12 protein-coding genes are annotated in these 12,975 nt (G+C 40.0%); 6 read left to right on the forward strand and 6 right to left on the reverse strand.

The window, feature by feature from the left end:
* Nucleotides 1-68: 68 nt before the first annotated feature.
* Nucleotides 69-1,451 (reverse strand): Na+/H+ antiporter NhaC family protein, encoded by a 1,383-nt coding sequence (locus PNIG_RS18495; protein ID WP_011329979.1) that lies wholly within the window; start codon nt 1,449-1,451, stop codon nt 69-71.
* Nucleotides 1,452-1,789: 338 nt separating this feature from the next.
* Between PNIG_RS18495 and PNIG_RS18500 the strand changes: the two genes are divergently transcribed.
* Nucleotides 1,790-2,296, forward strand: coding sequence for a GNAT family N-acetyltransferase (locus tag PNIG_RS18500; RefSeq protein ID WP_089369217.1), 507 nt, complete (start codon nt 1,790-1,792; stop codon nt 2,294-2,296).
* Nucleotides 2,297-2,312: 16 nt separating this feature from the next.
* Here PNIG_RS18500 and PNIG_RS18505 read toward each other — a convergent pair whose 3' ends face one another.
* The 4 genes from PNIG_RS18505 to PNIG_RS18520 form a co-directional block, all read right to left on the reverse strand.
* On the reverse strand, nt 2,313-2,927 hold the full coding sequence (locus PNIG_RS18505) for a PqiC family protein (RefSeq protein WP_089369218.1): 615 nt from the start codon (nt 2,925-2,927) through the stop codon (nt 2,313-2,315).
* Nucleotides 2,927-4,582, reverse strand: a complete 1,656-nt coding sequence (gene pqiB, locus PNIG_RS18510; protein ID WP_089369219.1) for an intermembrane transport protein PqiB — start codon at nt 4,580-4,582, stop codon at nt 2,927-2,929. Before pqiB ends, PNIG_RS18505 begins: the two co-directional genes overlap by 1 nt.
* Entirely contained in the window at nt 4,579-5,808 is a 1,230-nt protein-coding gene (locus PNIG_RS18515; protein WP_011329983.1) for a paraquat-inducible protein A, read from the reverse strand. Before PNIG_RS18515 ends, pqiB begins: the two co-directional genes overlap by 4 nt.
* Nucleotides 5,809-5,965: 157 nt before the next feature.
* Nucleotides 5,966-6,781 carry an acyl-CoA thioesterase gene (locus PNIG_RS18520; RefSeq protein WP_089369220.1) on the reverse strand — a complete coding sequence of 272 codons (816 nt, stop codon included), beginning with the start codon at nt 6,779-6,781 and terminating at the stop codon, nt 5,966-5,968.
* A gap of 254 nt (nt 6,782-7,035) precedes the next feature.
* Between PNIG_RS18520 and dnaK the strand changes: the two genes are divergently transcribed.
* The 4 genes from dnaK to PNIG_RS18545 all read left to right on the forward strand — a co-directional run bounded on the left by dnaK (nt 7,036) and on the right by PNIG_RS18545 (nt 11,130).
* Nucleotides 7,036-8,952, forward strand: a complete 1,917-nt coding sequence (dnaK, locus tag PNIG_RS18530; RefSeq protein ID WP_089369222.1) for a molecular chaperone DnaK — start codon at nt 7,036-7,038, stop codon at nt 8,950-8,952.
* A gap of 189 nt (nt 8,953-9,141) precedes the next feature.
* Nucleotides 9,142-10,284, forward strand: a complete 1,143-nt coding sequence (dnaJ, locus tag PNIG_RS18535; RefSeq protein ID WP_011329986.1) for a molecular chaperone DnaJ — start codon at nt 9,142-9,144, stop codon at nt 10,282-10,284.
* Nucleotides 10,285-10,360: 76 nt separating this feature from the next.
* On the forward strand, nt 10,361-10,822 hold the full coding sequence (ybaK, locus tag PNIG_RS18540; protein WP_089369223.1) for a Cys-tRNA(Pro) deacylase: 462 nt from the start codon (nt 10,361-10,363) through the stop codon (nt 10,820-10,822).
* Between the two features lie 56 nt (nt 10,823-10,878).
* Nucleotides 10,879-11,130, forward strand: coding sequence for a hypothetical protein (locus tag PNIG_RS18545; RefSeq protein ID WP_041454920.1), 252 nt, complete (start codon nt 10,879-10,881; stop codon nt 11,128-11,130).
* 14 nt (nt 11,131-11,144) lie between these two features.
* Here the strand turns inward: PNIG_RS18545 and PNIG_RS18550 are convergent.
* A protein-coding gene (locus tag PNIG_RS18550; RefSeq protein WP_089369332.1) for an IS3 family transposase occupies nt 11,145-12,325 on the reverse strand; the annotation gives its coding sequence in 2 pieces (ribosomal slippage) (nt 11,145-12,067 and nt 12,067-12,325; 1,182 coding nt in all).
* A 238-nt stretch (nt 12,326-12,563) separates the two neighbouring features.
* On the opposite strand from PNIG_RS18550, the gene PNIG_RS18555 reads away from it, so the two are divergent.
* The gene (locus PNIG_RS18555; protein WP_041454922.1) at nt 12,564-12,827 is read left to right on the forward strand and encodes a CBU_0592 family membrane protein; all 264 of its coding nucleotides are present in this window, start codon (nt 12,564-12,566) and stop codon (nt 12,825-12,827) included.
* The last annotated feature ends 148 nt before the right edge of the window (nt 12,828-12,975 follow it).

Raw genomic sequence — 12,975 nt, forward strand, 5'->3', positions numbered from 1 at the left:
ATAAACCCCAATGTATTGCTACATTGGGGTTTTTATTTATTTCAGTTAATTTAAGCCATCACTAAAACTTAAGCCATTAGTAAAAAGCCTATCACCGCAAGTGCTGCAGCAATAAGCGTATAAGGCAATTGTGTAACAGCGTGGCTCATTAAGTTACAGCCAGCGCCTTGGGCTGCTAATACCGTTGAGTCTGAATAAAAACATGCTTGGCTGCCAAACGATGATGCTGATAATAACGCGCCAATGACTAATGGAATATTAGCATCTACCGCCGTTGCCAGCGGCATAACAATAGGAATAGACACAGCAAATATTCCCCAGCTTGAGCCCGTTGCAAATGCTAAAACAGACATTGCAATAAATACCACTGCAGGCAAGTAACCCGCGGTCATGTATGGGCTTAAACTATTAATAACATATTGCGGCAAGCCAATTAAATCGCACACATCTTTAAATATAAACGCGGCTATAACCGTGCCTATAGCCGGTATCATGCTTTTAAATCCATCGAGCATACGTTCAATCATTTCACTAAACGACATTAATTTTTGTAACGCATAAAATGGCAAAATTATAGCCATAGTGGCCAGTAAACCTTTATAAACGTCTATCTCAAAGTAAACGGTAAAGCCGACTAATAAAATAATAGGCAATAAAAAGTTATGTAATTTACCTTTAGGATCAGCATCTTCAAAATTTTCTTCTACTGCTTTTACCGCGTACTCGTCTGCTGTTTGTACTTCACTGTATTGCGCCGGATCGACTTGTGCTTGCTCAATTTGTGCCATCTGTTCTGCTTTTTTCATTGGGCCAAAAGCAGGGATCACACCAAGTACCACTAACAGCACAACGAGTACCGCAAACCATGCGTAAAACATATACGGAATAGCCTGAATGTAAACAGCAATGCCTTTGCCTTCTTCAGCAATACCGTTATCTACGAGTAAACCACCAAAAAATACCGCCCACGTAGATAGGGGCACAAGTACGCAAATTGGTGCCGCAGTTGAGTCGACAACGTAGGCTAGCATTTCGCGGCTTACTTTAAATTTATCGGTAATGCGTTTCATGGTTTCACCCACAGTAAGCGCATTTAAATAGTCATCAATAAAAATAACTAATCCAAGGCAAAAGGTCATAAATAATGAAGAGCGTTTGCCCTTAGTGTATTTAAGTGCCAACTTACCAAATGCAGAAGCACCACCGGTACGGACTAATAAGGCGATTAACGCACCAAAACCACCACACACCAATATTAACCAGCCAATGGTTTCGTCACTCATTACTTTAAGTGAGGTGCTGGCAAAATTAGCCAATACCTGCGAGGGATCAGCCATTATGAGCCCAACAAGGGCACCAATTAATAAAGATAAAATAGGGCGGCGTAGTACTACAGCCAAAATAACTACCACTAAAGGCGGCAGTAAGCTTAACGCAGAAGGTTCAAGCATTTAAGTATTCACAAAATTAAAAGCATATTTAAAAATTTAAACTGCTTAACAAAAACAAAGAAGATGATAAGTTAGTTGTCTTATCACTTTCCAAGTCACTGCTTTTGCACGCGATATCACTAGGGAACTGTTATTTTAAATTAATAATCAGCAGTAATATGCGTTGGCTTGGCGCCAGACGGTGCAAGGAAGGAGTGCAACCGCTTTTGTTATGCCTATAAAAACATCGGCGCAAAAGTAATCTGCTTTACATCTTCAGTCAACAAATAAATGCTTTAATTGACTCATTTTTATAATTTAGGTGACTATAGCGCTACAAACCAAAAGGATAACAATACATGCGAAGGCAATTTAATACCGAGCGATTAATTATTCGCCATGCTGTTGAAGCAGATGCTGGCGATTTATTAAAGTTAGTAAATCAAAAAAGTTTTATAAAATACATTGGGGATAAAAAAATTTATACCCTTGAGGATGCTATAACCTATATTAAGCAAGCTTTTAGTGAGGCGCACCAATCGCAAGGGTTTGGCCCTTATGTGATCACTTTAAAAAATCAGCAGTTAGTGGGGGTTGTTGGTTTTTATAGCCGTGCAATGTTGCAGCACCCCGATATAGGGTTTGCGTTATTAACAGCGTTTGAAAAACAAGGGTATATTTACGAAGCTGCAAAAGCGTTAGTTGAAAATAAAAGTATATATGGCATTAATAAATTATGCGCCATTACCTCAATAGATAATAGCGCATCACAAAATGTGTTAATTAAGCTTGGCTTTAAGCCACAAGGGCAAGTAATAATAGATAAAGAAAGCCGCAGCGTTGTTTCTTTATTTTTATATCATTAAATAATTTTAGTAATGATTATTTAAACCGCGTTTGTTCAATTTGCTTGGCTACTGCTAGGTTGATTTCTTGCCAGGTTTTTTCAAGCGTTGCTACCAGCGCATCATAGCCGTCACCGTCGAGCTGCGTTACATTAGCAAAATTATGCAAACTTAATAAGCGTCGGCCTGTTTCGGGGTGGGTATAATATAAACGCCATAGCCCAGATATATCTGCGTTGCCTTGAAGGTCGCCATTAAAATGATGAATTTCATATTCTAATTCATAAAAAGTTTGTTGATCTAGCTCGGTGATCACCGGTAAACCTTTTATTACCATCCAGTTAGGTAGGGCATTAAAGAGTGTTTGTTGTGCACTTACGGTGAGCATCGAATCAGGTGACTCACCCCATAAGTGATAGTTTGCAGCATGAATTTGATTGTGATCTATTTTCATAGCAATGCCGCGATTATTTAAGGCGCCCCTCAGTACAACTGTTTGTACTCTTAATTGCGCATCAGTTGCACTTACATCTCTAGAGGAGGCAACAATAGGTTGTTCAAACTGATAATACGCGATGGCAGTTTGAATTGATGAACTACAACCGCTAAGCAGTAAAGCGAGTAAAATAACAAAAAAAGATGATTTAACCATTATTGCTTCCTTGGTATTGGATCTGCGGGTAATGCTTTATCAAATATAAACATATTAGGCTGCTCATTTAGGCCTTTAGTTAGCGGCTGTAGCTGCTCACTTAAACGTTTAAACTCTTGCAAGGTTTGCTGTAGCTGATTATTAAACTGCGAACCTGCTTGATAGCTGGCCATGGTTTTATCAAATTGGCGCATAGTGACTTCAAATTGTTCCATACTCTTGGTCATTTTTTTGAAATTTTGATTAAAGTCACCCGGTAAATTTTGTGTGTCTTTTTGGTTTAGCAAATCGCGCATGTCGTTGGCCAACCCTTGGTAGTCGCTAAAAGTGGCTTGCATTTGTGCTAAGCTATCTTCGATTTTTAGCTCGTTTACCTTATTAAGTACATCAGAAACCTGATCGGCTAATACAGTAATACCGCTAGATATACTTGGAAAAACATCATATTGAGCCAGTTTTTCTAGTTTTGCATCAGGCGCATCTGTATAAATGTCAAAGTCGACATACACAGCACCGGTAAGTAAATTACCCGGTTTAAGCGAAGCGCGCATACCATTGTTTACCCAGCCATTTAAACTCGTTTGCCAATACTCTTTAGCTAAATCGTTATCGTGGTATAGGCGCCCATATTCTATTTTAATAAGCACAGGTACAGCCGTATTTTGGTTTTTAAAGTGAGCTGGTTTGCCGTTAATAATCACATTGGCAGGGGCTTCTACTACTGTACCAATTCGAGTTCCTCGGTATTCAACCGGAGCGCCAGCGCGCAGGCCGCGAATTGATTGCTCAAACTCAATAAGATAGTAGTCAAAGTCGTAAAAGCGCTCTTCTAGTGCTTCTTTATAGCTTTGACTAAGCGAAAAGCTATGCTCATTTTGGGCAATATCGCCAGGTGCTTGTTGATCGGGTAAGCCCACCGATATACCGCCTTTTAAAAGTTTACTAAGCGATCCGGTATTAATGTTTATGCCATCAGCAGAAAGGTCAATTTCTATACCAGAGTTAACCCAAAAAATAGAATTTAAGGTGATCAGGTTTTCGTAGGGTGCTTTAATAAAAATACCGTACTTCATGGCTTGGTTTTTCCAATCAAATGTCGCGGTTTCTATTTGCCCAATTTTATAGTTTTTGAAAAATATACCGGTACTTACTTCAAGTACCTCAGCGTTGTAGCTTAATAACTTAAAGCGTCCGCCTTTAACATCTTTACCAATTAAGGCAGGCTCGTCTTGTAGTTCAAACTTTTCTTTTTTCTTTTTACTTTCTCCAGGCGAAAACTCTAAATATACACCTGATAAAAGCGTACTCATGCCACTAATGCCGGTTTCATCTATACGCGGTTTTACCACCCAAATTTTGGCATCTTCGGTGAGTAAGTTATCGTAGTTTTTATCTATTTGAGCGCGGGCAATAACACTGTCTTGCGAGTCGGATAAACGCACATGATCTATTTGGCCAATTTTAACACTGCGTACTTTAATTTCGGTTTTTCCCGCAACTATCCCCTCCGCTTGTGGCATGGTTATATAAATAGTGGGGCCTAAATTAGTTTGGTATTGATAAAGCATCCAAACACCCACAAACAGGGCAATAACGGGAATAATCCAAATTGCAGAAATTTTTGATTTTTGTGTAATATTAGCGGTTTCGGTCATGCATTATTCTCTGCGTTATTATTTTTAGGTGAATCCCATAGCAAACGTGGGTCAAAGGCGTGAGCTGCCATCATTTGACATAGTACCATAACAGTAAAAAAGGCAACGCCTAAGCCGGGCGTTACCGACATTAAGTTACCCAATTGTACCAAAGCAACTAAAATGGCCACAACAAACACATCAATCATAGACCATTTCCCAATAAATTCAGTAAGTTGATAAATACGTGTATACCCTATGGTGTGATCATTTGCGGGTTTGGCAACCATAAAACACAAAAAGCTCAATACTAAAGCCTTTGCAAGTGGGACTACAACACTGGCAATAAATATAATCATAGCAATAGGGTACGAGCCATTTTGCCACAGTGCAATAACACCAGCAATTAAGGTTGAAGGGCTTTCATCACCTAAACTGGTGGTATACATAATGGGTAAAACATTGGCTGGAATATAGCAAATAATAGAGGTAATTAACCAAGCCGTAGCTTTTTGTACACTGTTGGGGTTTCTAAGATAGGTTTTACTATGGCAACGATTACAAACACTTTGCGTGCATAGTTGATGGCACACATGGCAAGCTTTTATATCGTTATCAATGGCGCGATGAGTAAGGTTTATATTTTCAAGTTTTTCTACTGGGCCAATTTGTGCCCACAAGCGGGGGCGGTTTAAATGTGTTAACGCACTAATATATAAAATAACAAAGCCCACATAAGCCCAAAAGCTCACCCCAAAACTAATATCGGCGAGAGACATTATTTTAACCATACTAACAAGTACGCCAATGAGAAAAATCTCCGACATAATCCAAGGTTCAAGCGCTAGGGTAAATTTTAATAATCGTCGAGCAATACCTTGAGGTAGCGCTCTAAGCGCACCTAAGTGTAATGGTATTAGTATAATAAGTAAGCTCATAGGCAAGGCTATAATACTTAAATCAATAAACAGCCCCAACAAGTTACTATCGTAATTAAATAAAATACGCGCGGCATCGGGCAAGGTTATAGTTTGCGTAATACCACTGCTGCTAAACGAAATAAAAGGATAAAACATGCTGCTGAGTAGCATTAGCAAGGCACTAAAGCTCAGCGCTACAACTCGGCTGTCGTGATCTGTATCTGAGTCAGAAACCTTATGCCCGCAATGGGGGCACGTTGCGACATTTTTAGCCTCAACCTGGGGGACCTCAATAATATAGTCGCAACAAGGACACGCTATTTGCAAAGTGTTCGCTTAGAATTAAACAAAGAGTTAAATTTTGCTATAATTATCGCCTAAATACAAATGTTATAACTGTTGTTGAGCGTAATTAATTATTAGTTAAGAGTGCATTGCAGTGGCACTCGCTACATTATATATAGCTAATACCACTGCTTATACATCAATCAAATAATGCCACTGTTTGGCGAGTAAGGGCAATCAGCTCACCCGATTGCGACCAAATACAGCCGTCTTCTAAGCCGTAACCACCTTTTGCATGATGGGTAATTGCTTCAAAGCCCAACCATTGACCAGGAGTTAAGTTAGGCGCTTGCACAAACTCTAGATACCACGACATGCTACTGGCAGGCGCTGGTTGTTTAAACATTTGTAATAAAGTAGGAGGCCATGCATCGGTTAGCGCTATAATATGTGCTTCAGTAATGGCCGCTGGAGTTTCTTTAAAGCGCATCCACCCACCTAAATGGGAGGTTTCTGCACTGCTAAAAGGCATAGCACCTTGTTGTGGGCATAAATCAACATGTTGAAAAAACTCCGGCATTTGCCCTTGTATAAATGGCAATGTATGGCGCTCATTAACTTCTTGTAAGCCTAACGACTTTGCAACGGGTACATTAATAGCTGAGTTGCGATTACTAGCAAAGCAGGCTTGTACAATTACACACACTTGCTCGTTTTGAATTGCTTTGGCCAGTACTTGAGTACTACTTTTGCCTTCACGCAGTATTTCTACCGATAAAGAAAATGGCGTATCGGCAAGCAGCGGGCCAACAAAGTTAGTACTTAAAGATAATAACCGGCGCTCACTATTTACTTGAGCTCTCATTGCTTGATATAAAAGTGCTGCAGATAACCCACCAAAAGCGGTGCGCCCTTGGCACCAATTAGCTTCAAACTGCATGGTGTTTGCCACATTATTAGTGTCGTCTTGATTATTAATATTAGCGGCTTGTTGCAGTAAATGATCGAAATTCATTAGTTAGCGTGTCCTTAAAAGTACGAATTACTAAATATATAACACAGCCAAACTTGTCAGACCAGCAATTAAAGTTCAATACAAACGGCGTAAAAACCAGCGTTGCTAGCAAATATTGCACTTTATTTAGCTTATTTTGTAAAAAAATCAAAAAAAATGATATTTTTTTCATTTTTACAGTTGAATTAAGTTTGCAGCATCCCTATTAACTAGTCATCGAACGTATTAACGAATATTGAAGTTGGAGAAATTTCATGAGTAGAATTATTGGAATAGACTTAGGTACTACAAACTCTTGTGTTGCAGTACTTGATGGTGGCAAAGCACGTGTTATTGAAAACGCGGAAGGCGATCGCACAACCCCGTCTGTTATTGCTTATACGCAAGACGGTGAAACTTTAGTTGGTCAGCCAGCTAAACGTCAAGCGGTTACTAACCCAACAAACACAGTATTTGCTATTAAGCGTTTAATTGGTCGTCGTTTTGAAGACGAAGAAGTACAACGCGATATCGGCATCATGCCATTTAAAATTGTTAAAGCCGATAACGGTGATGCATGGGTTGAAGCGGGCGGCGAAAAACGCGCTGCACCACAAATCTCTGCTGAAATCCTGAAAAAAATGAAGAAAACGGCTGAAGACTTCTTAGGTGAAGCAGTAACTGAAGCGGTTATCACAGTACCGGCATACTTTAACGATTCACAGCGTCAAGCTACAAAAGATGCGGGTCGTATTGCTGGCCTTGAAGTTAAACGTATCATCAACGAGCCAACTGCTGCAGCACTTGCTTACGGCATGGACAAAAACCGTGGTGAAAACATTGTTGCAGTATACGACTTAGGTGGCGGTACTTTCGATTTATCAATTATTGAAATTGATGAAGTTGAAGGCGAGCACACGTTTGAAGTACTTGCTACAAATGGTGACACGCACTTAGGTGGTGAAGATTTCGATAACCGCGTAATCAACTACCTAGTAGCTGAATTTAAGAAAGACCAAGGTCTAGACTTAAAAACTGACCCACTTGCAATGCAACGTGTTAAAGAAGCTGCTGAAAAAGCGAAGATTGAACTATCTTCTGCACAATCTACAGAAGTAAACCTTCCGTATGTAACTGCAGATGCAACAGGTCCTAAGCACATGAACGTGAAACTAACACGTGCTAAGCTTGAGTCACTTGTTGAAGACTTAGTAACTAAGTCAATTGAACCATTAAAACGTGCACTTGCTGATGCTGATTTATCAGTAAGCGACATCAACGACATTATTCTTGTTGGTGGCCAAACACGTATGCCTTTAGTACAAAAAACAGTTGCTGAGTTCTTTGGTAAAGAGCCACGTAAAGATGTTAACCCTGATGAAGCTGTTGCAGTAGGCGCGGCAATTCAAGGTGGTGTACTAGCTGGTGACGTTAAAGACGTACTATTACTAGACGTTTCTCCATTATCTCTAGGTATTGAGACAATGGGCTCGGTAATGACAGCACTGATTGAGAAGAACACCACGATTCCTACTAAGAAATCGCAAACTTTCTCAACAGCTGAAGATAATCAGTCTGCAGTAACAATTCATGTACTGCAAGGTGAGCGTAAGCGTTCAAGCGACAACAAATCTCTAGGTCAATTTAACCTAGAAGGTATTCGTCCAGCACAACGTGGTACACCACAAATCGAAGTAACATTCGATGTGGATGCCGATGGTATCTTACATGTATCTGCTAAAGATAAAGATACAGGTAAAGAGCAAAAAATTACGATTCAAGCATCTTCAGGCTTAAGTGATGAAGAAGTTGAACAAATGATTCGTGATGCTGAAGCGCATGCTGAAGATGACAAAAAATTCGAAGAGCTAGTAGCGACTCGTAACCAAGCAGATGCAATGGTTCACGGTACACGCAAGCAAATTGAAGAAGCTGGCGATGCACTTCCAAGTGAAGACAAAGAAGCGATTGAAGCGGCTGTAGTTGACCTTGAAACTGCTATTAAGAGTGACAAGAAAGACGAAATTGAAGCTAAAACTCAAGCGCTTGCTGAAAAGTCTCAAAAGCTTATGGAAATTGCACAAGCTAAAGCTCAACAAGGTTCAGCTGACGCAGGCGAGCAACAACAATCTGCTAAGCAAGATGACGACGTAGTTGATGCAGAGTTTGAAGAAGTTAAAGACGACAAGTAATTGTTGCTTACGCTTCTAGCTAACACAAAGCACTGTAACTTAGTTAAGTGTTTAAGTTAGAATGAACGATTGAGGCGCGCAGGCAATAGCTTGACGCGCCTTTTGCATGAGAATTAGGTGGTAAATCGATACGATTTATCGGTTTATCAAGCAGCCTAGCTGCAAATAGAAAAGAGTAGTGTGGTAGATATGTCAAAACGCGATTATTACGAAGTCCTCGGCGTAAGCAAAGATGCGAGTGAGCGAGACATTAAAAAAGCGTATAAACGCTTAGCGATGAAATATCATCCAGATCGTACTTCAGGCGACAAAGAGCTTGAAACAAAGTTTAAAGAAGTAAAAGAAGCTTACGAGATATTAACTGACGCGCAAAAACGTCAAACTTACGACCAATACGGCCATGCAGCTTTTGAGCAAGGTGGCGGCGGTGGTGGTCATGGTGGTTTTGGCGGCGGTCATGGCGACTTTGGCGATGTTTTTGGTGATGTTTTTGGCGATATTTTTGGTGGCGGCGGTGGCCGACGTCAATCTCGTCAGCAACGTGGATCTGATTTGCGTTACAACATGGACTTAAGCTTAGAAGAAGCGGTTCGTGGTAAAGAAGTCGAAATTAAAATACCAACTTGGGTAGGTTGTGATCCATGTGATGGCAGCGGTGCAAAAGCCGGATCCAAGCCTAAAACATGTACTACGTGTCATGGTGCTGGGCAAGTACAAATGCGCCAAGGCTTTTTTGCTGTTCAGCAAACGTGTCCTACGTGTCAGGGGCAAGGTCAGATTATATCTAACCCTTGTGACAGCTGTCATGGACAAGGCCGCGTAGAAAAAACGAAAACCTTATCGGTTAAAATTCCTGCGGGTGTAGATACCGGCGATCGTATTCGCTTAACGGGTGAAGGCGAAGCGGGAATGCATGGTGCGCCTTCTGGCGACTTGTACGTGCAAGTATCTGTTCGTGAACACCGTATTTTTGTACGTGACGCAAATAACTTACATTGTGAAGTTCCTATTAGCTTCACTACAGCGGGTCTTGGTGGCGAAATTGAAGTGCCAACACTTGATGGTCGCGCTAAGCTTAAAATTCCTTCTGAAACACAAACGGGCAAAATGTTCCGTATGCGTGGCAAAGGCGTTAAATCTGTTCGCAGTGGTGCAATTGGCGACTTAATTTGTAAAGTGGTTATTGAAACACCAATAAACCTGAACGAACGTCAGCGTGAATTATTAGAAGAATTAGAAGAAAGCATGGGCAAAGATAGCTCAAAAAACCGTCCTAAAGAGCAAGGCTTTTTTGACGGTGTTAAAAAGTTTTTTGATGATTTAACTAAATAATTAATGTGTTTTATAATATTAAACGGCGCTCTTTAGAACGTCGTTTTTTTTGCTTAAAATAATAGCGTAGCAACATATGACACCAGCAATAGAGTTACTGAAAAAACAAAAAATTGGTTTTGAATTATTAAGCTATGAGCACGATCCAAACACCACTAACTTTGGCCTTGAAGCAGCCCAAAAGCTAAACCTTAATAGGGATCAGGTTTTTAAAACCATAGTGCTGGAAAACCAAGATGGACAGCTCATAGTCGCCATTACACCTGTTTCTCAGCAAGTTAACTTAAAGCTGCTTGCCTCATTGTGTGGCGCTAAAAAGGTAGCTATGGCTGCGGCAAAAAAAGTGCAAGCAAGCACAGGTTATGTATTAGGAGGCGTGAGCCCACTGGGACAAAAAAAATGTCTTGCCACTTTTTTGCACAGCAGTGCTGCACAATTTGCATGTATTTATGTAAGTGCAGGTAAACGAGGCTTAGACATTGCAATTAACCCCCATGAGTTAGCCAAATTAACAGCAGCAGTGTTGGGGGAATTTTAATCAGCATTGATTTTATAACACTTAGTTAATTAAATTACTGCAAAAATGGAGGACAAATGGCAAAGCCAAATAAAAAAGGGCCAACCAAAACGGTCGATATATTTTGCTCAAGCTGCAGGGCACCTCTATTTAAGTATCGTAAAGGGGGAAAAGGTGCGTTAGTTAAATGTTTTATTGAGCGCATTAGCCAAGACTATACTAAGCAGCCTTGTATTTGCCCAAAATGCGAACGCCCATTTGCGCGGCCTGCAATTATTAAAGGCACAGCTGCATATAAAATGATTGGTGGAAAAGTTACTTTTAAATAAGGCATCTGTAGTGGTCAATAAAATTTGGCCACAGTTTTAGAATCTTTGTATCTGATCTCAGACTCATTTGGCGCTAAACCAGCATTATAATGATGCGGCCTAACGTTGTTATAATATCCGTTGATATAATCACTTACACTATATTTAGCTTCTTTAAAGTTTTCATATCCAACCTTTGGCATCCATTCCGTTTTAAAGCTTCTAAAAAACCGCTCCATTGGCGCATTATCCCAACAATTTCCGCGTCGACTCATGCTTTGTGTAATTTTATAGCGCCACAAACGTTGGCGGTACTTCAAACTCGTATAATGGCTACCTTGGTCTGAGTGAAACATCAATCCACTTGGCCTGCCTCTGCTTTCATAAGCCAACTCAAGCGCTTTTAGCGTTAAGTTAGTATCTGGCGACAACGACATTGCCCAGCCAACGACTTTGCGCGCAAATAAATCAATAACGACTGCTAAATAAGCCCAGCGATTACCTGTCCAAATATACGTCACATCACCGCACCACACAGTATTCGGTTCAACAACATCAAACTGCCTATCTAGCAAATTTGGGATTTCAAAATGCTCATTACCACCACGTTTATATTGATGTTGTGGTACTTGGCAGCTCTCTAGTTTTAGTTTAACCATCAGCTTAGCGGCACGATAACGGCTTAATTCAAAATCGTTATTTGTTGCTATTGCTGCTATTGTTCGCGCCCCTGCTGAACCACCGCTCATCGTATGTATTGCTTTAACTTCAGCTTCTAACCTTACTTGCTCAGGTGTTGGCGTTGTATCCCGTATAGCCCAATATCTATAGCTGCTACGATGCACATTGAATACGCTACACAGCAGACTAATTGGATAACGCTCTCGTTGATTTAACTTCTCGATTAACGAGAATTGTTCAGGGAGTCGGACATCAAGAGAGCGGTAGCCTTTTTTAATATATCCTTTTCTAATTCAATGCTTTGTATTTGCTTTTTAAGTTCACGGATTTCAATTTGTTCGGGCGTCATTGGTGAAGCAGCTGGTGACTGACCATTACGTTCTTGTTTTAATTGAGTAACCCAGTTACTTACGGTTGATTTACCAACCCCCATAGCTTTGGCTGCTTCTTCTTGTGTATAGCCTTGGTCAACTACAAGCTGAGCTGTTTCTAATTTGATTGCCGCAGAATATGTTGCACGTTTTAATTTCGTCATTTTTTCACCCAAATTTGTATGCTTATTAGCATAACACTTCTTTCTTAATGGGTGGCCAAAATCACTGTACCACTACAATCTGTTTATTTCAATATTCCGATTAGGGCGGACATAAGCCCTTGATTGAATTTGCTACATTGATAAACTTAACCGGTTTTGCTGTTTCAATGATTGAAAAATACCCTCCCCACGGATCGGGCCAGTCAATTGGGTTTTTAAAATGGAAAAGGATAGACGTGTGATTGCACTTTTATTTGATATTGTAGGTATGACGGGTACTGCTTTAGTAGTGGGTTCATTTTTTTTGTTACAACTAAATAAAGTATCACCAGCGAGTTTGCTTTATAACATGATGAACTTAACCGGCGCTATATTGCTGCTTATTAGTCTTTGTTATAACTTTAATTTAGCCAGTTTTGTAATTGAAATATTTTGGATTGCAGCCTCTTTAATTGGTTTATATAAATATGTTAAAAATAAACCAAAGCTAGGCAAAGCTTAATTATACTTTTATACCGTGAAATTGCCTTATTTCACGGTTTTTATGTTTTTAATACAATTGTTAACAAAAAGTTTATATCTCTCTTTGCATTATGCAGATAAACTATACCCCATTATTAATAGCTAACATTACCCGTTTTATAGGCGTT

It is taken from the genome of Pseudoalteromonas nigrifaciens (genome assembly GCF_002221505.1).
Classification (GTDB): Bacteria; Pseudomonadota; Gammaproteobacteria; order Enterobacterales; family Alteromonadaceae; genus Pseudoalteromonas; species Pseudoalteromonas nigrifaciens.

Excerpts from the sequence above, each read along its gene's own strand:
- PNIG_RS18545 (WP_041454920.1), top strand. The coding sequence starts at position 10,879 with ATGGCAAAGCCAAATAAAAAAGGGCCAACCAAAACGGTCGATATATTT.
- PNIG_RS18505 (WP_089369218.1), bottom strand. The coding sequence starts at position 2,927 with ATGGTTAAATCATCTTTTTTTGTTATTTTACTCGCTTTACTGCTTAGC.
- ybaK (WP_089369223.1), top strand. The coding sequence starts at position 10,361 with ATGACACCAGCAATAGAGTTACTGAAAAAACAAAAAATTGGTTTTGAA.
- PNIG_RS18500 (WP_089369217.1), top strand. The coding sequence starts at position 1,790 with ATGCGAAGGCAATTTAATACCGAGCGATTAATTATTCGCCATGCTGTT.
- pqiB (WP_089369219.1), bottom strand. The coding sequence starts at position 4,582 with ATGACCGAAACCGCTAATATTACACAAAAATCAAAAATTTCTGCAATT.
- PNIG_RS18520 (WP_089369220.1), bottom strand. The coding sequence starts at position 6,781 with ATGAATTTCGATCATTTACTGCAACAAGCCGCTAATATTAATAATCAA.
- PNIG_RS18495 (WP_011329979.1), bottom strand. The coding sequence starts at position 1,451 with ATGCTTGAACCTTCTGCGTTAAGCTTACTGCCGCCTTTAGTGGTAGTT.
- dnaJ (WP_011329986.1), top strand. The coding sequence starts at position 9,142 with ATGTCAAAACGCGATTATTACGAAGTCCTCGGCGTAAGCAAAGATGCG.
- dnaK (WP_089369222.1), top strand. The coding sequence starts at position 7,036 with ATGAGTAGAATTATTGGAATAGACTTAGGTACTACAAACTCTTGTGTT.